Below are 22874 nucleotides of genomic sequence, written 5' to 3'. Positions count from 1 at the left end.
TTCGAATTGAGGGAGTTACGCTCGGTCACGCTTAACTGGAACTCAGGCTGCCTGAGGCGACTCGCGCCCTTCCGGGATCTCGTCGCGCGCCATCAGCTTGGCGAGGTCGAAGATGACGACGAATTTTTCGCCCTTTCGGCCGATGCCGGCGGCATAGTCCGATTGCCATTTGCCGCCGACCTCGGGGATCGGCTCAATGGCCTGCTCGTCGATGTCGGTGACCTCGAAGACGCAGTCGGCAACGAAGCCGACGCCGACCAAGCGGTCCTTCATCGGCACGTCGAGGATGATGATCCGGGTTGCTTCCGTGGCGGCCACGCTCGGCAGGCCGAGCTTGTTCCGGAGATCGACGATCGGATAGCCGCTGCCACGCACGTCGATCATGCCGAGCAGGAAGTCCGGTGCGTGAGGAAGCCGGGAGATCGGCCGCATGTCGAGGATTTCGCGGACGTTGCGAATGCTGATGCCGAACGTCTCGCCGGCGAGCCCGAGCGTCAGATATTGCGAAGTTGCGGCCATGATGCGGTCCGGATTCCGAGGATTTGGAAATGAGTGCGGTCCGGCACTAGGCCGGACCGGTTGATCAGCGCTGGAACTCGGCGTCGCGATCGTCTTCGCCGTCGTTCATGTCGAAGGCGAAGCCGCCGCCACCGGCGACCTTCATCGCACGCGCCGGCTTGCGGGCAGGCGCCGGCTTCTTGGTGCCGCGATCGGCGGCCGCCATGTGCGCAGCCTTGGCCCGGAGCTGTCCGACGGCGCGGTCGATCGGCTCGGCCGCCGTCTTCTCCTTGCGCGCATCCTCGATGCGGAAGAACGAGATGGTGGACTGGAGCTGCTCGGCCTGCGAGGCGAGCTCCTCCGACGTCGAAGACACCTGTTCGGACGCGCTGGCGTTCTGCTGGCCGACCTTGTCGAGCTGCTGGATCGCCTGGTTGATCTGGGCCGAACCGACGTCCTGCTCGCGGCAGGCGGCAGTGATTTCCTGCACCAGCTCCGCCGTCTTCTTGATGTCCGGCACGAGCTTGGACAGCATGTCGCCGGCTTCCTGAGCGACCTTCACCGTTTCCGTCGACAGCGTGCCGATGTCGGCGGCTGCTGCCTGGCTCCGCTCGGCGAGCTTGCGCACTTCAGAGGCGACCACCGCAAAACCCTTGCCATGCTCGCCGGCGCGTGCGGCCTCGACCGCCGCGTTGAGCGCGAGCAGGTCGGTCTGGCGCGCGATCTCCTGCACGATGGTGATCTTCTCGGCGATCGTCTGCATCGCCTGGACCGCACGACCGACGGCGACGCCGCTGGCTTCGGCGTCCTGGGCCGATCGCGCGGCGATCTTCTCGGTCTGGTTGGCGTTGTCGGCGTTCTGTTTCACGTTGGAGGCCATCTCTTCCATCGAGGACGAGGCTTCCTCGGCGGACGAGGCCTGCTCGGTGGCGCCCTGCGAGAGCTGCTCGGCGCTGGCCGAGAGCTCCTGGCTGCCGGCGGAAACGTTGCTGGCAGCGGTGAGAGCCTCCTCGACGACCCGGCGAAGCTTCTCGACCATCGAGTTCAGCGATTTGACGAGATCACCGATCTCGTCATTGCTGGAGATATTGATCGTCTGGGTAAGATCACCGGCCGCCACGGCACCGGCGAGGCCGACCGCACGGCCGAGCCCGCGGGAGATGCTGAGGGATATCCAGATCGCGGCGGCCAGACCCATCACGAGCGATGCGACCACCGCAGCGACCAGCATGACGTGGGCGCGATTGCCGTCCTCGTGCGCCTGGAGCGCCTGGTCGGCCATGTTCTTTTTGGCGTTGCTGACATAGACGTTGGCGGCATCCATTGCCTCGCGGACCGCCTTTCGAACCTCGACCGCAGAGCGTTCGATGGCTTTCGGCCTGTCAGTCCGGGCGATCTTGAGCGCTTCGTCCTCAACGGCATTCATCCGGGCGTAGGCGGCGCCGAAATTCTCGATCAGCTTCTTGCCTTCCGGGGAGGCCGCGGTGTGAATCTCTTCTTTCAGCTTGAGAAGGGCCTCGCGCTGCTTGGCGATCTCGGCAACGAAGCCGTCCGCTTCGTTGTCGGATGCCAGAAGCAGATTCTTCTCGGACCTAACCTGTGTCAGGATCCCCTTCTCGATCTCGGCCGCACGGTCCATCCGGCCGGCGCGCGACACCAGATTGTCGGCAGTGTCGATCATCTCGCTGAGCTTCACATAGGCGAGGCCGCCCGCCGACATCGAGAGCAGCAGGACCACGCCGAACGCGACGGCTAGCTTTGCCTTGACCGTAAATCTCATCTTCAGCCCCTACCCAAGTCTCGCCCGAGACCCTCGTTTCAATTCAGAATGCGTTCCATGTTGGGAACGATGACGAACTCTTCACGCCATTTCGCGATGAAGCGGATGAACTCCGGCTTCCAGTGCATGCCGACGCGCGGCGTCTGCTGCACGTCGGTCTGCGAGATCTCGGTGACCTCGTAGACCTTGTCGGCGGTGACGCCGACCAGGACCGGCTCGCCGTCGAGATCGAGCTCGATCACGACGATGCGCGTCTCGGCCGTGTCATCGAGCTGCGGCATGCCGAAGCGGATGCGCAAGTCGGCGAGCGGAATGACGTTGCCGCGCACGTTGATCACGCTGGGAACGAAGGCCCGGGCGCCCGCCACCTTGGTCACGGGTACAGGATCGATGATCTCGCGCACGAGACCGGCATCGAGCGCGAATTTCTCCTCGCCGAGGCCGATCATCACGACCTGCATCGCGTCGGCCTGCCGTTCGCCAGCCAAACCACCGTTCATCACGCCGCCTCGCTGATATGCTGCTTCTCGACCTTCGACTGCGCCAACGCGACGAGCTGCGCGACGTCGAGGATCAATGCCGCCGTGCCATCACCCAGGATGGTCGCGCCGGAGAACATCGTGACGTCCGAATGCAGCTTGGAGAGCGACTTGATCACGGTCTGGTGGTTGCCGATGATCTGATCGGCGACGAGACCGACGTGGGTGTCGCCGGTCGAGATGATGATCGTCTTCTGGTGCCGGTCCGGCGCGCCAGATGCGCTCATGATCTCGCGCAGCCGGAGGAACGGCACGAGATTGCCGCGCACGTTGAGGAAATTGCGGCCACGGGAGCGCTCGTCCTCGGCGGTCAGCTCGATGCATTCCTCGACTGCGGACAGCGGAATGATGTAGCGGCCCTCGCCGACGCGGATCAGAAGACCTTCGATGATCGCCAGCGTCAGCGGCAGCCGCAGCGTCACGGTGGTGCCCTGGCCCGGGCGGGTCGACAGGTCGATCGAACCGCGCATGTTCTCGATGGTGCGCTTGACCACGTCCATGCCGACGCCGCGGCCTGACAGCGCCGAGATGGTCTGCGCGGTCGAGAAGCCGGGATGGAACAGGAACTGATGGATTTCGTGATCGGTGAGCACCGCGCCGGCTGCAATCAGCCCCTGCTCTTCCGCTTTCGCGCGGATGCGGGCGGTGTTGAGGCCGCCGCCATTGTCCTTCACGGTGACGAGCACCTGCGCGCCGGAATGGACGGCGGCGAGCTCGATCCGGCCCTGCTCGGTCTTGCCGTTGGCCGAACGGGTCGCGGTATCCTCGATGCCGTGATCGATGGCGTTGCGGATCAAATGCACCAGCGGATCGGCCAGGCACTCGATCATGGTCTTGTCGAGCTCGGTGTCCTCGCCGGTGGTGACGAATTCGACCGGCTTCGACAGATCGCGCGACAGATCGTGGATCAGGCGGCGGAAGCGCCCGAACAGCGAGCCGATCGGCACCATGCGCGCGCCCATCGTGGTGTCACGCAGAGAGGAGGCAAGGCGCTCGATTTCCTCGGCGATCATCTTGATCGAGAGATCGGAGCCGGAGGATGCGAGCTGGGTCAGACGCGCCTGCGCGATGACGAGCTCGCCGACGCGGTCCATCAATTCGTCGAGGCGCTCGGCCTGGACGCGGACGGTGGCGATGCCGCGATCGTCGCGCTTGGCCTCGAGCTTCGGTTCAGGCTTCGATTCGGATTTCGGCTCCGCCTTTGTGACGGGCTGCTCGGCGACGGGCGCGGCAGCGGCCTCGACCGGCGGCGCGGGCATGTCGGCCACCGGCGCCAGCTCCTCGTCGAGCAACTGGAACAGCGGTGCGGGCGCAGGCGCTTCGACATGCTCCAGCGGCGACAGCGTCAGCTTCATCTCGTCCGAAACGAACATGAAGACGTCGTCGATCGCGTCCTTGTCGCAGGCGGCGTGCAGTTTGACGTCCCACTTCAAATAGCAGTCTTCCGGCTCCATCTCGTCGAGGAACGGGATGCCGTCGGTGACAGGCACGACGAAGCAGGGGCCGAGCTTGCAGAGATCTTCCAGCAGGTCGAGCGGGTTCGAGCCGTTGCGCAGGATATGGGATTCGAATTCCAGATAAAGGTGCCAGCCGGCCTGCTTGCTCTCGACGGGGGCCAGCGGCGGCGCCTCGGCGACCTCAGCGACGGGAACGGCAGGCTGGTCGGGAAACACGAAGCGCTTGAGGTCGTCGAGGATCGCCTCGCCGATGATGTCGTCGGTCGACTGGGGATCTTCGATCAATGCGCGGATGTAGTCCTTGGCCGCGAGCGCGACCGAGATCAGCTCCTGGGTCGGCTTGATCTCGCCCTTGCGGACGCGGTCGAAGGCGGTCTCGAATTCGTGGGTGAAGGAGGCGACCTTGTCGAAGCCGAACATGGCGCCCGAACCCTTGATCGTGTGCAGGGCGCGGAAGGCGGAATCGACCAGTTCGCGGTCGTCGGGACGCTGGCCGAGGTCGAGCAAGGCCCCTTCAAGAACTTCGAAGAGCTCGCTGGCTTCCTGACGAAAGATCTCGGTCGGGTCCATCACGCTCATGCGCGCACCAATTTGCCGACCACGGCGAGCAGTTGCTCAGGCTTGAACGGCTTGGTGATCCAGCCGGTGGCGCCGGCGCTCTTGGCTTCCTGCTTCACCGTGTCACTGGATTCGGTCGTCAGGAACACGATGGGCATGCCGACCGCGCTCGGTAGCTTGCGCAGTGCCCGGATCAGCTCCAGCCCGTTCATGACGGGCATGTTGAGGTCGGTGATGACGAGGTCGAGTTTACCGGCCTGGGCCTTGGCGAGCCCTTGCGCGCCGTCGCCGGCCTCGATCACGCTGTGGCCGGCCGGCTCGAGCACGACCTTGATCATCTGCCGGATGCTGGGCGAATCGTCGACGGTCAGAATCGTGGCCATCAGATGCCATCTTTCTTTTGCGGGAAGTGCTGATCGATCATCGCCTCGCTGGTGAAGCCGGCGCGGCGAAGGGTGTTGCGAAGAGACTGTGAGAAAGAGGTCAGCACCACCGGGCGGCCCTGGGCCTGCCCCGTCTTGGCCGTCGACAGCAGAAGCTGGATCGAGGTCACGTCGGCCTTGTCGACGCTCGAACAGTCGATCTCGAGCCGCTCCTGGCGGCTGAACGCCTCGCGGATGAGCTCATAGACATTGCGAATGGCCGCGATGCTGCAGTCGGCGGGCAACCGCAACGACCATCTCGGCTCCGTGGGATTTAGCGCCATCGCTGCCCCGCCTCTTGCTTGATTCCGATACTCGTTTGACGTGAATCGGGTGAGCAAACCCCTAACGCGGGCATCCGTACAACTACGGGTCACATTCCCGCGGAATTCGCGCAACCGCATGCAAGCGTGCACAGCCTGCCGACATCTTTCATGCGCGGCGTGCATATCCGCGGCGCGTGCGCTGTCGTGGAGGTGCATTTGCTTCGCGTTAAATTTGCCCGGGTTATGGCTTGGGTTCGTGTCTTTGCCAGCGAAGAGAGCCCCGGCCACAGATGCTGACCCAAGCGCTTCTGGTTGACGACAGCCGGTCTGTCCTCAACTACCTGAAACGTCACATCGAGGCAGATGGTCTGGTCGAGGCCACCGCCTTCCTCGATCCCGTGGAAGCGCTGGCTTGCGCGCGGGAGCGCGTGTTCGATCTCGTGCTGGTCGACTACGAGATGCCGCATATGGACGGCATCAGCTTCATCCGCGCCTTCCGTGCCCTGCCGGGCTGCGCAGACGTTCCGATCGCGATGGTCACCTCACGGCAGACGGATGACGTCAAGATGGAAGCGCTGCAGGCCGGCGCGACCGATTTCCTGCCGAAGCAGCGGGAAAGCCTCGAGATGACGGTTCGGTTGCGGAATCTGATTCAACTCGGCGCAGCTGTCCGCAAGCTCAACGACCGCGCCGCGCACCTGGCCAGTGAAGTCGCGGCCGCGACGCGAAAGCTCGGCGAACGCGAGGAGGAGATCATCCTGCGGCTCGCGCTCGCGGTGGAATACCGTGACAACGACACCGGCGAGCACACGCTGCGGGTTGCCAGGTACAGCCGCATCATCGCCGAGCAGCTCGGACTGCCGCCACGGCTTTGCCGCGACATTTATCTGGCCGCGCCCCTGCATGACGTCGGCAAGGTCGCCATTCCCGACAACATTCTGCTCAAGCCCGGTAGGCTGACCGACGACGAGATGGCGGTGATCCGCACCCATGCAACGATCGGCGAGCGGATCCTGGCGGACTCCGGTTGCGAGCTGATCCAGCTGGGTGCGCAAATCGCCGCAGGCCATCACGAACGTTGGGACGGCGCGGGCTATCCAAACGGTCTGAAGGCGGACGAGATTCCGGTCGCCGCGCGCGTGGTCGCGGTCGCCGACGTCTTCGACGCGCTGACGACGCGACGCCCCTATAAAGAGCCGATGCCGATCGATGAGGCTCGCAGCTATCTGGTCGAGAACAAGGGCAGGCAGTTCGATCCGGCCTGCGTCGAGGCCTTCTTGTCGCGCTGGGACGAGGTGGTCGGGATCGCCGCCGGCGAGCGGGCGACGCCATTTCACAAGGCCGAGGCTCCGCTCGCTCCGATCATGGAGTCTCCGGTCGAGGGGCATTCGCCTGCTGCTGTCACCGCCAGCTGATTTCGCCGCCCGGCCAACAGCTTGGCACCCTCCTCTGTCGGCGATGAGCGGTTTGAACCACTTCCTGCTAGAATACACCAATTAGCAAAGAGTGATTCTGGTCACACTTGCCTGGGGGCCCCGATGCTAAAAATCGCACCGGGACGGGGACCAGCAAAGCATCGGTCGAATTGAATGAGAATAGCCATGAGAAGCCTGATCGGCGCTGTTGTCGGCGCGTTCTGTACTGTGGCCCCTGCCCTGGCAGAGACGCCCGCCGCCATCGTCGAGGATGTGCAAGGCAAGGTCGATGGCGTCGAATTCATGGACTATGTCGCTGCGGGCAAGATCATCAAGCTCGGGCCCAAGGCCAGCATTACGCTCAGCTATCTCAAATCCTGCCTGCGCGAGACCATCAGCGAGGGCGTCGTGCTGGTCGGCGCCGAGCAGAGCACGGTGCAGCTTGGCGACGTGCAGCGCGCCAAGGTGCCCTGTGACGCCAAGGCGGCGCAGCTCTCCGAACGCGAGGCGAACCAGAGTGCCGCGACCACGTTCCGGACGATGCGGTCCGACGCCAAGGCCGCTCCGTCCAAGCTGCCGACGATCTACGGCGTCGCGCCCCTGATTCAGGCAAAGAGCGGCAGCACGCTGGTGATCGAGCGCACGGACGGCAAGGAACCCACGATCAGCGTGCCGCTCAAGAACGACATCATGATCCGCGGCAAGTTCTATGACTTTGCCAAGGCCGGAAAGTCGCTGACCCCGGGCGGCAGCTATCTCGCAAGCCTCGGAACCAAGCGTTACACCTTCCAGGTCGACGCTAGCGCCACCGCCTCGCCGACCCCGATCATCGGCCGCCTGCTGCGGCTCGAATAGCGGTCTGCGACGGAGCGATGCGGCGGATCGGGGGACGGGACATCGTTGCGGCGATCCTGATTGCGCTCCTCACCGGCGCGATCTTCACGTCGCCGCCGCTGCAGACCCTGCAAGGCCTTTCGCTCGACATCCTCACGGCGATGCGCTGGAAGCTTGTCGGCGACAGCCGCGATCCCGCAACATCGCCGGTCGTCGTCGTGGCGATCGACGGTGAAACCTACGACACACCACCATTCAAGGGATCGCCGACGCAGACCTGGACGCGCGAGATCGGCCGGGTGCTCGGCAGCATCACCGAAGGCGGCGCCAAGGTGATCGGCTTCGACGTCATCTTTCCGAGCTCGATCGAGCAATCGGAGATCCCCTTCGGCGACGCTGCGCTCGGCTCCCGCATGAAGGGCTTCGACCGGGACTATCTCATCGCCCTGCGGAAGCTTTCCGACGGCGGCAAGCTGGTGCTTGGCGAGATCCTCAGCAACGACCATCCGGAAGGGCCTTACCCCGCACAGCGGCTTGCGGTGAGAAACAACGTCCGCGCCCTCAACGTCCACACCGACCCCGACGACGTGATCCGGCGGATGCCGCTCAGCTTCTCGATCGAGGGCAAGCCGGTTCCAGCCATGGCCGTCGAACTCGCCGCGCGCGCCAACGGCGCCAAGCCGGAGATTGCGCCTTCGGGGGCGACCGAATTGTCCGGCTACGCGATTCCGAGTGCAGTCTCCAATACGTCGACGCTCAACTTCCGCGGAATGGGACGCGACGTTCCGACATATTCCTTCGCCGATTTGCGGGCCTGCACCGAAAAGGGCGACCGCGATTTCTTCCGTCGCGCCTTCGAGGGCAAGGTCGTGCTGCTCGGCAGCATTCTCAATTTCGACGACCGCAAGCTCACCTCGATGCGGTTGTCCGGCGGGTATGACGGCACGCCGGGGGCGCGATGCGCCCTCCCCATCTCGACAGCTGCCGCGTCGAAGCCCCGGAGCGCCATCGCCGGCGTGTTCGTCCACGCCACTGCTGTCCGAAACCTGATGGAGCATGACGCCGTAACCGAGCTCGGCTTTCCGATGCGGACCATTCTCACGATCGCATTCGCGGCGATCATCGCCTGCGCGGCCTGCCTGCTCGCGCCCAGCGGCGCGCTGATGGCATGGTTCGGCCTCACCCTCGCCTACGCGGCCATCGCCGTCAGTGCGTTCGTCCATGCCTTGGCGCTGCCGTTGACGGAGCCGGCACTCGCCAGCCTTGCTGCGCTTGCGATCATGATCGGCTATCGCTTCGTGCTGGCCGATCGCGACGAGCGCTTCCTGCGCAGGAGCTTTGCCTACTATCTCGCGCCCGAAGTGATCGAGACCATGGTCGCATCCGGCAAGATGCCGGCGCTCGGCGGCGAGATGCGCAACGTCACCATGTTCTTCTCCGACCTCAGCGGTTTCTCGTCCATTGCCGAGGCAATGACGCCGGTCGAACTGGTGACGTTGATGAACGAATATCTGTCCGCCATGACCGACATCATCCAAAGCCATGGCGGCTATGTCGACAAATATATCGGCGATTCCATCGTCGCCATGTTCGGCGCGCCGGCCGACGATCCCGCACATGCCCGCAACGCGGTTCGCGCCGCGCTGAAATGCCATGAGAAGCTGGCGGAGCTCAATGCCGGCAATCCCGCATTCGCCGGCCACGGCCTGTCGCACCGGATCGGGCTGAACAGCGGCGAGGCCGTGGTCGGCAACATCGGTTCGCGCCGCCGCTTCAACTATACCGTGATGAGCGACACCGTGAACGTCGCCTCGCGGCTCGAAGGCGCCAACAAATATTACGGCACAGCGATCATGGCCTCGGAGACGACCATGACGCAGAGCGGCGACGCCTTTGCCTGGCGCGAGCTTGATGCGATCAGGGTGCTGGGGCGCGGCGAAGCCATCAAGGTGTTCGAGCCGCGGGCCGAGAAGAGCGCGGAGAGCGCGGAACAGGCGAAGGTGACCGCAGTCTATGCGGAAGGGCTCGCCCGATGGCGCGCGCGTGATTTCGCGAAGGCGGCCGATGCGTTCGGACAGATGGCAAAGGCCGATCCGGCGTCAGCGCTGTTCGCCAGGCGCGCTGCGGCATTCACCGCGAATCCACCGCCGCCGGATTGGACCCCGGTCAATGCGCTGGAAGGGAAGTAGCGATGAGGAGCGCCAGAGGCTCCACGCCTAAAACGGCAGCCCCACGTAATTCTCCGCGAGCAGCCGCTGCGCCGTCTCGGACGAGAGCAGATAGTCCAGCTCGGTCTGCTGAAGCCGGTCCTCGTAGTCGAGCCGGTCGGGGAAGCGGTGCAGGAGCATCGTCATCCACCAGGAAAAACGCTGCGCCTTCCAGATCCGCGCCAGTGCCTTGGCGGAATAGCCTTTGAGCCCGGAATCGTCGCCGCTCTGATAATGCGCGAGCATCGCGTGGTAGAGATAGTAGATGTCGGACGCGGCGCTGTTGAGCCCACGCGCGCCGGTCGGCGGCACGATGTGAGCCGCATCGCCGGCGAGGAACAGCCGGCCATAGCTCATCGGCTCGGCGACGAAGCTGCGCAGCGGCGCGATGCTCTTCTCGATCGAGGGCCCCGTGATCAGACGGCCCGCGACCTCGTCCGGCAAGCGACGCTTCAGCTCGGCCCAGAACGCATCGTCGCTCCAATCCTCGGCCTTGTCGGTCAGCGGTACCTGGACGTAATAGCGGCTCAGTACCTGCGAGCGCAGCGAGCAGAGCGCAAAGCCGCGCTCGTGCTTCACATAAATCAGCTCGGGCGACACCGGCTTGGTGCGCGACAGCACCCCCAGCCAGCCGAACGGATAGACCTTCTCGTACTCGCGCAACACGTCCTTCGGGATCGACTTGCGGCTGACGCCGTGAAAACCGTCGGCGCCGACGATGTAGTCGCAATCGACGCGGACAATCTCGCCGTTCGATCGATAGGTCACGTAGGGACGGTCCGAGGTCAGATCATGCGGCGTCACGTCCTGCGCATCGTGCACGACCTTGCCGCCTAGGCGGTCCCGTGCCTCATAGAGATCGCGCGTCAGCTCGGTCTGGCCGTAGACCAGCACCGAACTGCCGCCGGAATACTTGTGCAGATCGATCTTGGAGAGCACGCCGTCATGGGCGATCTCGAACCCGGTGTGGATCTCGCCCTCGCGGTCCATCCGCTCGCCGCACTGCGCCTCGCGCATCAACTCGGCAAAGCCGTGCTCGAGCACGCCGGCGCGGATTCGGGCGAGCACATGGTCGCGGCTGTATTTCTCCAGCACGACCGTGTCGATGCCCTTGAGGTGCAACAGCTGGGACAGCAATAGCCCCGACGGCCCGCCGCCGATGATACAGACCTGAACCTTCATTTATGCGTCCTCCCGTCGGCACTTTTTTGCAGATTTGACGCCACGGACCGATGGAGGGTTTCGCCATTGTCTTGTACTATTCGAACATGAGAAGCGCAGCCCCGGCGATCCGTATCTACAATCTGTTCGGCGAGTCCGGCGACTTGCCCGACGTCGTGCATTGCGAGACCATCGCGGCGCGCTCGGTGCTGCACGACTGGACCCTGGCCGTGCACCGCCATGCCCGGCTGCACCAGGTGCTGCTGATCGAGCGCGGCGGCGGCGAGGCGACGCTCGACGGGCGGGTGGTGCCGTTGAAGCCGATGCAGATCGTCAACGTGCCTGTCGGTGACGTCCACGGCTTCCGCTTCGTGCCCGATACGCAAGGCTGGGTGCTGACCATCGCCGCGGAGATTCTGGACGAGGCGCTGCTCTCCGCCGAGGGCCTGCGCGGCGCGCTGGCCCGCTCGGCGGTGGTGCGCGGTACGCCGCAGATCCGCGCCACCATGAAGCAGATCTTCGCGGAACACGCCGCGCGCGATTTCGGCCGCGCGCATGTGCTGCGGGCATTGTCGTCGGCCATGATCGGGCTGGTGGCGCGCGCCCTCACGAGCGAGAGCGGCGGCAACGGCACGGTCGAATCCAGCCTGTTCCGCCGCTTCGAGGCGCTGCTGGAGCAGCATCATTTGGAACGCTGGAGCGTCGCGGACTATGCCGAGGCGCTGGCGGTGACGCCGACACATCTCAACCGGATCACACGGGCGGCGACCGGTGATACCGCCTCGCATCTGATCCTCAACCGGCTGATCCGCGAGGCGCGACGCAACCTCGTCTACACCAATCTGCCGGTCTCGACGATCGCCTACACGCTCGGCTTCGAGGACCCCGCCTATTTCAGCCGGGTCTACGCCGCCGCCACAGGGGTCTCACCGCGCGCCTTTCGCGCGCAGCTCCATGGCGACGAGAGCTGAGGCCTCACACGTCGAAGAACACCGTCTCCTCCGGCCCCTGCAAATTGATCGTGAAGGAGTACACGACCTTGCCGCCGCGCTCGCTGCGCCTGGCGACCAGCGTCGAGCGCCGGGACGGCTGTTCGATCAAATTGAGCACGGGGTCGGCGGCGTTGGCGGCCTCTTCGTCCGAGAAGTACAGCCGGGTGTTGAGGCCGATATTGATGCCGCGTGCGACGATCCAGACATTGATGTGCGGCGCGCATTTGCGTCCCGCCTTGTCGGTGATCGCGCCCGGCTTGATGGTCTCGAAGGTAACCAGACCACTCTCGAAGTCCGAGCCGGCGCGGCCCCAGCCGCGAAACTCGTCATTCAGCGCGCCTGCCGAACGATCGGCCGGATGGTTGTAGCGGCCGCTCGCATTGGCCTGCCAGATCTCGAGCAACACGTCGCGCAGCGGCGTCCCGGTGCCGTCGAGCACCTTGCCTTCCAGCGTGATGCGCTCGCCTTCGGTATCAGGCGTTGTCAGGACATTCGAGAAGTTCTTCTCGAAGATGTCGAAGCCGGCCATCGCCGGGATCAGGCCGATATGAACGTAGGGACCGGCGGTCTGCGAAGCGGTTTCCTTGAGATAGTTGAGCTGCTGCGGCATGGCTCAGTTCCCCGCGGTGCGGTTTTCGAAATAGGTGGAGCGCTGACCGCGCAGGACGATGTCGAAGCGGTAGGCCAGCGAATCGAACGGCGCCGAGGCGTTGAGGTCGAGCGGCGCGACGAGGCGGTCGAGCGCATCCTTGTCCGGGATGGTCGTCAGGATCGGACAGATCGGGATCAGGGGATCGCCCTCGAAATACATCTGCGTGATCAGCCGCTGTGCAAAGCCTGAGCCGAACACCGAGAAGTGGATATGGGCCGGACGCCAGCTGTTGACGTAGTTGCGCCAGGGATAGGGTCCCGGCTTCACGGTACGGAAATAGTAGTAGCCGGTGTCGTCGGTCAGCGCGCGACCGCAGCCGCCGAAATTCGGGTCGATCGGCGCCAGATAAGTGTCCTTCTTGTGCCGGTAGCGGCCGCCGGCATTGGCCTGCCAAAACTCGACCAGCGTGTTCGGCACGCCGCGGCCGGTCTCGTCCAGCACGCGGCCGTGCACGATGATGCGCTCGCCGACCGGATCGCCGTCCTTGGCGTAGTTGCGGATCAGATCATTGTCGAGCGGGCCGAGATCGTTGTGGCCGAACACCGGTCCCGTGATCTCGGAGACCGAACCCTCCAGCGACAGCAGAGACTGGCGCGGCGAGCGCAGCACCGAGGATTTGTAGCCCGGCGCATGCGCCGGCGGATGAATCGAACGATCCCGCTGAAAGAAGCCGCCGTCGCCGAGCGGCGGCGCAAGGGGCTCGGGGCGGTTGAGGCGGGGATCCCGCAAGGCTGGCGCCTGGGCGTTCATCGTGTTTCTCCCTGGGGCGCGCCCGGGTCCGGACGCGCGGCTTGTCGGGAGATCATGGGCCGGTCTATTCCACAGATAAATAGATCGATTATAATATGTTTCATGAAAGAAATCGATCATTTGGCTCTCGACGGCCACGCCCTCGAACTGTTCCTCGCCGTACTCGAGGAGGGGTCGGTCACGGCCGCCGCCACCCGGCTCGGCCTGACGCAGTCCGCCGTCAGCCACGCCCTGAACAAGCTGCGGCGGATCGCAGGCGATCCGCTGTTCGCCAAATCCGGCCGCGGCATCGTCGCAACCGCGCATGCGCAATCATTGGCCGCGAAGGCGCGCGCGCTGATCGACGAGATGCGAAGCTTTGCCGGCGGCGTCAGCTTCGAGCCGCCACGCGCGCAGCTTTCGCTGACGATCGCGGCCAATGACTTCCAGCGCGATCTGCTGCTGCCCCGGTTCTTCGATCATGTCGCCGGCCAGGTGAAGAGTCTGAACCTGCGCGTGATCCCCTCGCAGTCGCCCTCGCCCGCCATGCTGCGCGAGGACCGCTGCGATCTCCTGATCACGCCGCTGCCGCCGTCCGGCATCGACATCGTGCAGAAGCGCCTGCTGAGGGATCATTACGTCTGCTACTTCGATGCCAAGGCGCGGACCGCGCCGGCCGGTCGCGCCGCCTACCTCGCCGCGCGTCACATCACGGTGGTCTACACCGACAATGAGCGGCTCGACTTCGACCGCCGGCTGGCGGCCAACGGTCTTCACCGCGACATCGCGATCTCGGTGCCGAGCTTTTCCGGCGTGCCGTCCTTCCTGCGCGGCTCGCAGATGCTGGCGAGCATGCCGAGCCTGCTCGCACCCGGCGTGATGCGCGGCTTCGCGCAAACGCGGATACCGCTGGCGTCACGCACGCAGACGCTGGCCGAGCTGCCGATGTTCATGGTCTGGCACCAGCGCTATCAGAAAGATCCGGCTCATCGCTGGGTCAGGAGCCAGCTGGAAACTGTCGCGGCGACAGTCGCGGGCGGCTGAGCCTCCGCCTCCCGGAAGCCTGCCCCTCGCCAAACCCACTGGTTGCGCAAGGGGAGCCGCGCTAAAATCCTCCCATGACAGTCACCGATATCGCGAGCCGGACCTACAATCACAGCTGGCGGCTGGATCCCATCATCCGCAGCCTGCTTGATACCGACTTCTACAAACTATTGATGTTGCAAATGATTCGGGAAACCTACCCGAACCAGCAGGTGACCTTCTCGGTCATCAACCGCTCGCGCCATGTGCGGCTCGCCGAGATCGTCGACGAGGGCGAGCTGCGCGCCCAGCTCGACCACGCCCGCACCATCCGCTTCGCCAAGAAGGAGCTGATCTGGCTGGCGGGTAACACCTTCTACGGCAAGACCCACATGTTCTCGGCGGACTTCATCCGCTGGCTGGCTGAATTCCGCCTTCCCGAGTACGAGCTGCGCAAGGTCGAGGGCCAGTACGAATTGCATTTCCACGGCCCCTGGAGCCACACCACGATGTGGGAGATTCCGGCGCTCGCGATCCTCAACGAGCTGCGCTCGCGCGCGGCGATGAAGGGCCGCGGCCGCTTCGAGCTCGACGTGCTCTATGCCCGCGCCAAGGCCAAGCTGTGGACCAAGGTGGAGCGGCTGCGCAAGCTCGAGAATCTGCGCCTGTCCGACTTCGGCACCCGCCGCCGTCACGGCTTCCTCTGGCAGCGCTGGTGCGTGGAAGCGGTGAAGGAAGGGCTGGGTTCGTCGTTCATCGGCACCTCCAACGTGCTGCTCGCGATGGACAACGATCTCGAAGCCATCGGCACCAATGCGCACGAGCTGCCGATGGTCGCGGCCGCGCTCGCCAGGGACGACGAGGAATTGCGCTGGGCGCCCTACCGCATCCTCGACCAGTGGCGCCAGACCTATGGCGGCAATCTGCTGATCGCGCTGCCCGATGCCTTCGGCACCAAGGCCTTCCTGCGCGATGCCCCCGAATGGGTCGCTGACTGGACCGGATTCCGCCCCGACAGCGCGCCGCCGATCCAGGCCGGCGAGGAGATCATCGCCTGGTGGGAAAAGAACGGCCGCAATCCCAGGGACAAGCTGCTCGTCTTTTCGGATGCCATGGATGTCGGCTCGATCGAGGAGACCTATCACCACTTCGCCGGTCGGGTGCGGCTCTCGTTCGGCTGGGGCACCAACCTCACCAACGACTTCGTCGGCTGCCCGCCGGACGGCTCGTTCAATCTCGATCCGATCTCGCTGGTCTGCAAGGTGTCGTCGGTGGATGGCCATCCCGCCGTCAAGCTCTCCGACAATCCGGAGAAGGCGACCGGCATGCCCTCGGAGATCGAGCGTTATCTGCGCGTGTTCGGCGACGCCGGCCGCGTCCGCAAGCCGGTGCTGGTCTAACGGCGCCGACGAGACGCTCTCGGTAACTGCGCAGGACGAATGGGAGGCACCGCCGCGTCGATACCACGCCATTTCTGATTTGCCGGTATTTGAAGCGATCTGTAGACATCGGCTTCACGGCGCTTTCACCTTGCAATGCGGTCTCCCGCACCTTTCAGGCCGAGTTAAGCAACCATCTCTTCTACTTGGCGTTGCAGGCGCAGCGCTCCGCGGGGTCGTTGCGCGATTTGGGGAACGCAAGGTGTCTCGCAGAACAGCAACGTCGACGAAGGGACACAGCTTCCTTCATGTCATCAAGCTCGTGTCGCCTTTCGTGATGGTCGTCGTGCTCCAGGCGGCGATCGCGGGATTCAGTCTCGAGGTGATGTCTTCGGTCCGGGCCTATGTCGGGGGCGAAGCGATATGGTCGCGCTCGCAGAAGAACGCCGTCTATTTCCTCAATCTCTATCTGCATTCGGGCGATTCCAGCCAATTTGTGCAATACCAGGCCGCACTTGCCGTTCCCATCGGCGACGAATTCGCGCGCTGGGCGCTCGAGCGCGATCCGGTCGACGTCGAGGCCGCACGCATCGGCTTCCTGCAAGGCGGCAACCACCCCGATGACGTCCCGGGATTGATCTGGCTGTTCCGCTACTTCCATGGCGTCAGCTTCCTTCGGGATGCGATCCGCGAGTGGGCCGCTACCGATCCCATGCTGCTCGAGCTCAGCGTCTTCGGCGAAGTCATCCGGTCGGAGCTGGAGAACGGTCCTGTTCGAGACGCAAGCCGGCTGCAGTTCCTGTCGTCGCGGCTCTCCGAGCTGAACGCCCAATTCACGGTCCATGCCAACCGGTTCTCCACCGTGCTCGGCGAAGGCTCCCGCGCCATCAAGCTGACGCTGACCGGCATCAACATCGTCACCGCTGCGATGCTGATCCTGCTCCTGATCTGGCACACCAGGCGATTGGTGCTGCAGCGTCAAGCCTTCGAAGATGCTTTGCATGCCGAGAAGGAACGCTTGGTGTGGCAGGCATCGCACGACTGGCTGACCGGCCTGTCCAACCGCCGCGCATTCGAGGCGCGCCTGCAAAGCGAACTGGACGATGCCGCAGCGGATTCACTGGGACTGATCCTGCTCGACCTCGACCAGTTCAAGAACGTCAACGACAGCTGCGGGCACCTCGCCGGCGACCGCCTGCTCTGCCAGGTCTCGCGCCTCCTGCAACAGGACCGGCATCCGCGTGACCTCGTGGCCCGGCTCGGCGGCGACGAATTCGGCCTGATCCTGCCGCAGTGCTCGCCTGCGAACGCGCTCGACATCGCCGAACGGCTGCGGCGATCGCTCGAGCTGTTCAGCTTCGTCTGGGACGATCGCTGCTTTGCGGTCACCGCCAGCATCGGCGTCACTTGCATCGCCGACGCCAGCACCTCGCTCGAAGGCGCGATGCGGCGCGCCGATGCCGCCTGCTATCGCGCCAAGGAGAAGGGGCGCAACCGCGTTCAGGCCGACGGCGGACGAACCGATGTCGTCGTCGTCGCAGCTCGGCCGCTCGAGGTCGCGCGCGCCTGACGCTCTCCGCCGTCACCGCGGTGGCACGATCCCGAGACCCACCAGATGCGCGTCGAGGAATTGTTCGACCTGCTGACGCAGCATCTGGGGCGGCACGGCCACCATGCGCTCCTCCAGACCGAGCGAGATGATTCCATGAACGGCGGAAAACAAGGTGCGCGACAACAGAGCGATCTTCACGTCATCCGCATCAGGTAGCAGCCGGACCAGGGGTGGATGCATCAGCGCGAAAGCATCCATCACCATCTGCAGGATGTCGTCGGGATAAGGACGGTCGTCCTCCATCCGATGCTCGAACAGCGAGCGCAGCAGATTGGCGTGTTCCGCGAAGAATTCGAGATAGGTCTCGGCAAGCCCGTAGAGCTGGCGAACGGGGTCCTCAGCTGGAACCCCGCGAAGCCGGGCCGTCAGGGCCTGAACGGTCTCCCGATTGACGGTCAGGATCACCCCGTCGAAGTCGCCGAACTCGTTATAGACGCTGCCAACGGAACAGCCGGCGGCCTCCGCGACGTCCCTAACCTTCAACGATCTCAACCCCTTAGAGGAAATAATACCCCGCGCGATCTCCAGGATCTGGAGCCGCCTCCGACTTTTTTTTTGATCCCGCAGCGATTCTTCTTGAACATTGTTCATTTTCAAGCTACTCATGTGAACATTGTTCAATTTAACCCGGAGACCTGCAAAATGCAAACCCTCGCTGTTGATATCGCCGCCACCTTCGTCGACGACGCCATCGCTCTCGTAACCGCCCCTGGCCGCGCGCTGCTGCGGCTCGCCATGAGGCCGATCGATCGCATTGCAAATGCCTGCGACATTGCCGGCGTGCTTGCCGAACGCCGCGCGACCTTCCGGATGTGGCGGGCCAGCCGCGACCGCGCACGTCTCGAAGGCCGCAAGCTCAGCGTTCTTGGCCGCTTGTCGCCTTTTCGCCACCTCGCCCATCTCACCTGAAGCGCGGGCAGCCAGCACGTTCCGTGTCGATTCGAATGCAAGATCAGGTTGCAAGGAAGGACTTACCATGCCCCGACATCGGCATCCGATTTCGTCACCCTCGGCGATGCGGTTCAACTTTTCCTCATCGCCCCCCGCGATACCCAAGAGGCGCGACCTTTCCGACCGGACTGCAGTCGTGACCAGATATTTTCCGAACCTAACGAGGCCACTTGGATACCAACAGGATCAGAGGGACCGAGGGGACAGAGCAGGCGCCGACCATCGTCACCCTGCAACCGTCCGATCCCCATCCTTCCGGTCGTGACGTTTCACCCATTCTGCAAGCACTTCAGGCTGCCTTTCCAAAACAGGACTAGTCATGATCAGGGAATTGATGTCGTCACGCCGCTTTGCGCCGCTGTTCTGGGCGCAATTCTTCTCGGCGCTCAATGACAACGTGCTCAAGAACGCGCTCGTCATCATTCTGCTCTACAGTGCCCTAACCGGCCACGGCGACGCGCTGGTGACGGTGGCAGGCGCGGTCTTCATCTTCCCCTATTTCATCCTGTCGGGGCTCGGCGGCCAGCTCGCCGACAAATACGTCAAATCCGTCGTCGCAAGACGGCTCAAATTCGCCGAGATCTTCGCCGCGGCTTTTGCCGCCGCCGGGTTCTTCCTGCACTCGGTGCCGCTGCTGTTCGCAGCGCTCGCGCTGTTCGGCGTCATCGCCGCCCTGTTCGGGCCCGTGAAATACGCCATGCTTCCGGATCAGCTCGAGCTCGGCGAGCTCGCGACCGGCAACGCTCTGGTCGAAGGCGCGACCTTCATGGCGATCCTGCTCGGCACCGTCGCCGGCGGCCAGTTCGTGGCGGGATCCGCGCATATGGGCTGGGTCGCATCGGCCGTGGTCGTGCTGGCCCTGCTGTCCTGGGCGTTCGCTTCCCGCATTCCGCAGACGACGCCGTCCGCGCCCGACCTGCCTGTCGATGCCAATCCCTGGACCTCGACGGTGAGCCTTCTCAAAACCCTGCACGCCGACCACCGGCTGTGGGACGGCACTGTGATCGTCTCCTGGTTCTGGCTGGTCGGCGCGATCGTGCTGTCGCTGCTGCCGGCGCTGGTCAAGGACGTCGTCGGCGGCACCGAGGGCGTGGTGACGCTGTGCCTTGCGATCTTCGCGATCGGCATCGCCATCGGCTCGTTGTTCGCCGCCAGCCTCAGCCACGTTCGCCCGAACCTCGCGCTGGTGCCGATCGGCGCCATCATCATGGGATTTGCCGGCCTCGATCTCGCCTGGGCCATCGGCGTCACTGCCAAGGGCCAGGACGTCACCGCGGCCGACTTCGCGACCTCATTCGCGGGGCTGCGCATGCTGGCCGACTTCGTCGCCTTCGCATTCGGCGGCGGCCTGTTCGTCGTTCCCTCCTTCGCCGCGGTCCAGGCCTGGTCGGCAGCATCCGAGCGTGCCCGCATCATCGCCGCCGGCAACGTGCTGCAGGCGGCCTTCATGGTAGCAGGCTCGCTGTTCGTCGCGCTGCTGCAGGCGGCGGGCCTTCATATCGGCTGGATCTTCTTCGGCCTCGGCGTCGCCAGCTTCGGTGCGGTGTGGTTCGTGCTGACCAAATGGGGCAAGGAAGGCGTGCGTGATGCCGGCGGACTATTGTTCCGCGCACTGTTCCGCACCGAGGTTCGCGGGCTGGAAAACCTGCCGCCCCCGGGTACGCGGATGCTGATCGCGCCCAACCATGTCAGCCTGATCGACGGCCCCCTGCTGCACGCCGTGCTGCCGATCGACGCGAGCTTCGCTGTCGACACCGGCATCGCCAAGGCCTGGTGGGCCAAGCCGTTCCTGCGCGTCGTCAAGCACTACACCATGGACCCGACCAAGCCGCTGGCCGCGCGCGACCTGATCAAGCTGGTCGCCGCCGGCGAGCCGGTGGTGATCTTCCCGGAGGGACGCATCACCGTCTCCGGCTCGCTGATGAAGGTCTATGACGGCACCGCGATGATCGCGGACAAGGCCGATGCCGTGGTTGTGCCGGTCCGCATCGAGGGCGCGCAGCGCTCGCATCTCAGCTATCTCAACTCCAGCCAGATCAAGCGTTCGTGGTTTCCGCGGGTAACGGTCACCATCCTGCCGCCGGTCAAGCTTCCGGTCGACACGGCGCTGAAGGGCAAGGCGCGCCGGAATGCCGCCGGTGCCGCACTGCAGGACGTGATGATCGACGCTCTCGTCAAGAACGCCATGCTCGATCACTCGCTGTTCGAGGCACTCGGACATGCCTATCGCGACCGCGACACCGGCAAGGTCATCATCGAGGACGCGCTCGGCACCAAGCTGACCTATCGCAAGCTGATCCTCGGCGCGCAGGTTCTCAGCCGCAAGCTCGAGACCGGCACCGCAATCGGCGAGAATGTCGGCGTGCTGCTGCCGAACTCAGCGGGCGTCGCCGTCGTCTTCATGGCGCTGCAGAACATCGGCCGGGTGCCGGCGATGCTCAACTTCTCGGCAGGTCCGGTCAACGTGCTGGCCGCCATGAAGGCCGCGCAGGTCAAGACCGTGCTGACCTCGAAGGCCTTCATCGAGAAGGGCAAGCTCGACAAGCTGATGGCTGCGATCTCCGGAGAAGCCCGGGTCGTCTATCTCGAGGACGTCCGCGCCTCGATCGGCACGGCCGACAAGATCAAGGGCCTGCTCGCCGGCACGACGCCGCGCGTCGTCCGGCAGGCCAGCGATCCGGCCGTGGTGCTGTTCACGTCGGGTTCGGAAGGCACGCCCAAGGGCGTGGTTCTGTCCCACCGCAACATCCTCGCCAACGCGGCGCAGGCGCTGGCCCGGGTCGACGCCAACGCCAATGACAAGGTGTTCAACGTGCTGCCGGTGTTCCACTCGTTCGGGCTCACGGGCGGGATGATGATGCCGATGCTCGCGGGCATTCCGATCTATATGTATCCCTCGCCGCTGCACTACCGGATCGTCCCCGAGCTGATCTACCAGACCGGCGCCACGATCCTGTTCGGCACCGACACGTTCCTCAGCGGCTATGCCCGTTCGGCGCACGCCTACGACTTCCGCACCCTGCGCCTCGTGATCGCCGGCGCGGAGGCGGTCAAGGACCGCACGCGGCAGGTGTTCATGGAGCGCTACGGCATCCGCATCCTCGAAGGCTACGGCGTCACCGAGACCGCGCCGGTGCTGGCGATGAACACGCCCATGGCCAACCGCCCCGGCACCGTGGGCCGCCTGTCGCCGCTGATGGAAAGCCGCCTCGATCCGGTCCCCGGCATCGAGGAAGGCGGACGGCTCTCGGTACGTGGACCAAACGTGATGCTCGGCTATTTGCGGGCGGAAAACCCTGGCGTGCTCGAAGTGCTGCCCGAGGGCTGGCACGACACAGGCGACATCGTGGCGATCGACGCCGCCGGCTTCATCACCATCAAGGGCCGCGCCAAGCGCTTTGCCAAGATTGCGGGCGAAATGGTGTCACTGTCGGCGGTCGAAGCCATCGCGACCACGCTGTGGCCGCTGGCCGGATCGATTGCCGTGTCGATCCCCGATCCGCGCAAGGGCGAGCGCATCGTGCTGCTGACGACGGAGAAGAACGCCGAGCGCAGCGCGATGCAGGGCCAGGCCAAGACGATCGGCGCCTCCGAGCTGACCGTTCCCGCGGCGATCATGGTGGTCGACAAGGTGCCGCTGCTCGGCACCGGCAAGACCGACTACGTCACCGCGACGGCGATGGCCCGCGAGCAGGCCTCCGCGCCGGAGCGCGAGGTGGCGTAAGGACGATGCACGAGGCGCCTCAATCAGGCGACGCGCGATGCCCGGGAGTGGTTCTGCTTCACGGCATCGCGCGGACCTCGGCATCCCTGACGAAGCTGGAGCGGGCGCTCCGGGCGGTCGGCTTCGCAACGCTCAACATCGACTATCCCAGCCGCAGCAAGCCGATCGCCAAGCTCGCGGACGATCTCTATCCGGCCATCAGCCGCTTCGCCGAACGGGACGCGCCGCTGCATTTCGTCGCGCACTCGATGGGCGGGCTGGTGACCCGCGCTTACATTGCGAAGTACCGGCCAGCCCGGCTTGCCGGCGTCGTGATGCTGGGGACTCCAAACGGCGGCAGCGAGGTCGCCGATCTCCTACAGGGATTTGTGCCCTACCGCGCATTCTACGGGCCAGCGGGGCTCGAACTCACGACGACGACGCGGCCGGACGGCCTGCCCGCGGTGGATTATCCGGTCGGTGTGATCGCAGGAAGCCGCTTTATCGATCCCATTGCCGGTCTCTTCGTTCTGCCGAAGCCGAATGACGGACGGGTTTCCGTGCAAAGCGCGATGCTGGCCGGCATGGCCGACCATGTCGTCGTGAAGGCATCGCATACCGGACTTCCGCGTCACACCGTTGCGATCGCACAGACCATCGCCTTTCTGCGCGGGGGCCGCTTTCAACGGATATGAC

At 64.8% G+C, this 22874-nt stretch carries 19 protein-coding genes; 9 read left to right on the top strand and 10 right to left on the bottom strand.

The window, feature by feature from the left end; all coding sequences use genetic code 11:
* Nucleotides 1–42: 42 nt before the first annotated feature.
* The 6 genes from CIT40_RS07765 to CIT40_RS07740 all read right to left on the bottom strand — a co-directional run bounded on the left by CIT40_RS07765 (nucleotide 43) and on the right by CIT40_RS07740 (nucleotide 5538).
* A complete protein-coding gene (locus tag CIT40_RS07765; RefSeq protein ID WP_094895297.1) occupies nucleotides 43–519 on the bottom strand; it encodes a chemotaxis protein CheW in 477 nt (158 codons plus the stop codon).
* Between the two features lie 64 nt (nucleotides 520–583).
* Nucleotides 584–2278 (bottom strand): methyl-accepting chemotaxis protein, encoded by a 1695-nt coding sequence (locus CIT40_RS07760; RefSeq protein ID WP_094895296.1) that lies wholly within the window; start codon nucleotides 2276–2278, stop codon nucleotides 584–586.
* Nucleotides 2279–2316: 38 nt separating this feature from the next.
* Nucleotides 2317–2778, bottom strand: a complete 462-nt coding sequence (locus CIT40_RS07755; RefSeq protein ID WP_162307397.1) for a chemotaxis protein CheW — start codon at nucleotides 2776–2778, stop codon at nucleotides 2317–2319.
* On the bottom strand, nucleotides 2778–4853 hold the full coding sequence (locus tag CIT40_RS07750) for a chemotaxis protein CheA (RefSeq protein ID WP_094895294.1): 2076 nt from the start codon (nucleotides 4851–4853) through the stop codon (nucleotides 2778–2780). The genes CIT40_RS07755 and CIT40_RS07750 overlap by 1 nt, the downstream gene beginning before the upstream one ends.
* Complete coding sequence (locus CIT40_RS07745; protein WP_094895293.1) at nucleotides 4850–5215, bottom strand: response regulator; 366 nt, start codon at nucleotides 5213–5215, stop codon at nucleotides 4850–4852. The genes CIT40_RS07750 and CIT40_RS07745 overlap by 4 nt, the downstream gene beginning before the upstream one ends.
* Nucleotides 5215–5538 (bottom strand): STAS domain-containing protein, encoded by a 324-nt coding sequence (locus CIT40_RS07740; RefSeq protein ID WP_094895292.1) that lies wholly within the window; start codon nucleotides 5536–5538, stop codon nucleotides 5215–5217. Before CIT40_RS07740 ends, CIT40_RS07745 begins: the two co-directional genes overlap by 1 nt.
* 272 nt (nucleotides 5539–5810) lie before the next feature.
* On the opposite strand from CIT40_RS07740, the gene CIT40_RS07735 reads away from it, so the two are divergent.
* The 3 genes from CIT40_RS07735 (at nucleotide 5811) to CIT40_RS07725 (ending at nucleotide 9958) form a co-directional block, all read left to right on the top strand.
* Nucleotides 5811–6935, top strand: a complete 1125-nt coding sequence (locus tag CIT40_RS07735; RefSeq protein ID WP_094895291.1) for an HD-GYP domain-containing protein — start codon at nucleotides 5811–5813, stop codon at nucleotides 6933–6935.
* Between the two features lie 186 nt (nucleotides 6936–7121).
* Nucleotides 7122–7790 carry a hypothetical protein gene (locus CIT40_RS07730; RefSeq protein WP_162307396.1) on the top strand — a complete coding sequence of 223 codons (669 nt, stop codon included), beginning with the start codon at nucleotides 7122–7124 and terminating at the stop codon, nucleotides 7788–7790.
* A 17-nt stretch (nucleotides 7791–7807) separates the two neighbouring features.
* The gene (locus CIT40_RS07725) at nucleotides 7808–9958 is read left to right on the top strand and encodes an adenylate/guanylate cyclase domain-containing protein (RefSeq protein ID WP_094895289.1); all 2151 of its coding nucleotides are present in this window, start codon (nucleotides 7808–7810) and stop codon (nucleotides 9956–9958) included.
* Nucleotides 9959–9985: 27 nt separating this feature from the next.
* On the opposite strand, the gene pobA is transcribed toward CIT40_RS07725, so the two are convergent.
* The gene (gene pobA / locus CIT40_RS07720; RefSeq protein WP_094895288.1) at nucleotides 9986–11158 is read right to left on the bottom strand and encodes a 4-hydroxybenzoate 3-monooxygenase; all 1173 of its coding nucleotides are present in this window, start codon (nucleotides 11156–11158) and stop codon (nucleotides 9986–9988) included.
* 50 nt (nucleotides 11159–11208) lie between these two features.
* Between pobA and CIT40_RS07715 the strand changes: the two genes are divergently transcribed.
* Nucleotides 11209–12108, top strand: a complete 900-nt coding sequence (locus CIT40_RS07715) for a helix-turn-helix domain-containing protein (protein WP_094895287.1) — start codon at nucleotides 11209–11211, stop codon at nucleotides 12106–12108.
* Between the two features lie 4 nt (nucleotides 12109–12112).
* Here CIT40_RS07715 and pcaG read toward each other — a convergent pair whose 3' ends face one another.
* Nucleotides 12113–12739, bottom strand: coding sequence for a protocatechuate 3,4-dioxygenase subunit alpha (pcaG, locus tag CIT40_RS07710; protein ID WP_094895286.1), 627 nt, complete (start codon nucleotides 12737–12739; stop codon nucleotides 12113–12115).
* Between the two features lie 3 nt (nucleotides 12740–12742).
* Entirely contained in the window at nucleotides 12743–13531 is a 789-nt protein-coding gene (gene pcaH, locus CIT40_RS07705) for a protocatechuate 3,4-dioxygenase subunit beta (protein ID WP_094895285.1), read from the bottom strand.
* A gap of 102 nt (nucleotides 13532–13633) precedes the next feature.
* On the opposite strand from pcaH, the gene CIT40_RS07700 reads away from it, so the two are divergent.
* The 3 genes from CIT40_RS07700 to CIT40_RS07690 all read left to right on the top strand — a co-directional run bounded on the left by CIT40_RS07700 (nucleotide 13634) and on the right by CIT40_RS07690 (nucleotide 17482).
* Nucleotides 13634–14554, top strand: coding sequence for a LysR family transcriptional regulator (locus CIT40_RS07700; protein ID WP_162307395.1), 921 nt, complete (start codon nucleotides 13634–13636; stop codon nucleotides 14552–14554).
* A gap of 74 nt (nucleotides 14555–14628) precedes the next feature.
* Complete coding sequence (gene pncB, locus CIT40_RS07695; protein ID WP_094895283.1) at nucleotides 14629–15933, top strand: nicotinate phosphoribosyltransferase; 1305 nt, start codon at nucleotides 14629–14631, stop codon at nucleotides 15931–15933.
* 241 nt (nucleotides 15934–16174) lie between these two features.
* Nucleotides 16175–17482 carry a GGDEF domain-containing protein gene (locus CIT40_RS07690; protein ID WP_094895282.1) on the top strand — a complete coding sequence of 436 codons (1308 nt, stop codon included), beginning with the start codon at nucleotides 16175–16177 and terminating at the stop codon, nucleotides 17480–17482.
* 12 nt (nucleotides 17483–17494) lie between these two features.
* On the opposite strand, the gene CIT40_RS07685 is transcribed toward CIT40_RS07690, so the two are convergent.
* On the bottom strand, nucleotides 17495–18115 hold the full coding sequence (locus CIT40_RS07685) for a TetR/AcrR family transcriptional regulator (protein ID WP_162307394.1): 621 nt from the start codon (nucleotides 18113–18115) through the stop codon (nucleotides 17495–17497).
* A 679-nt stretch (nucleotides 18116–18794) separates the two neighbouring features.
* Here CIT40_RS07685 and CIT40_RS07675 point away from each other — a divergent pair.
* Nucleotides 18795–22199, top strand: a complete 3405-nt coding sequence (locus CIT40_RS07675; protein WP_094895281.1) for an acyl-[ACP]--phospholipid O-acyltransferase — start codon at nucleotides 18795–18797, stop codon at nucleotides 22197–22199.
* A 5-nt stretch (nucleotides 22200–22204) separates the two neighbouring features.
* Nucleotides 22205–22873: an alpha/beta hydrolase gene (locus CIT40_RS07670; protein WP_094895280.1), complete on the top strand. Its 669-nt coding sequence runs from the start codon at nucleotides 22205–22207 to the stop codon at nucleotides 22871–22873.
* Nucleotide 22874: the final 1 nt, after the last annotated feature.

This window comes from Bradyrhizobium amphicarpaeae, from assembly GCF_002266435.3.
GTDB lineage: Bacteria > Pseudomonadota > Alphaproteobacteria > Rhizobiales > Xanthobacteraceae > Bradyrhizobium > Bradyrhizobium amphicarpaeae.
Note: the sequence above shows the minus strand (reverse complement) of the source record. Positions and strands in the feature narration are given on the sequence as shown.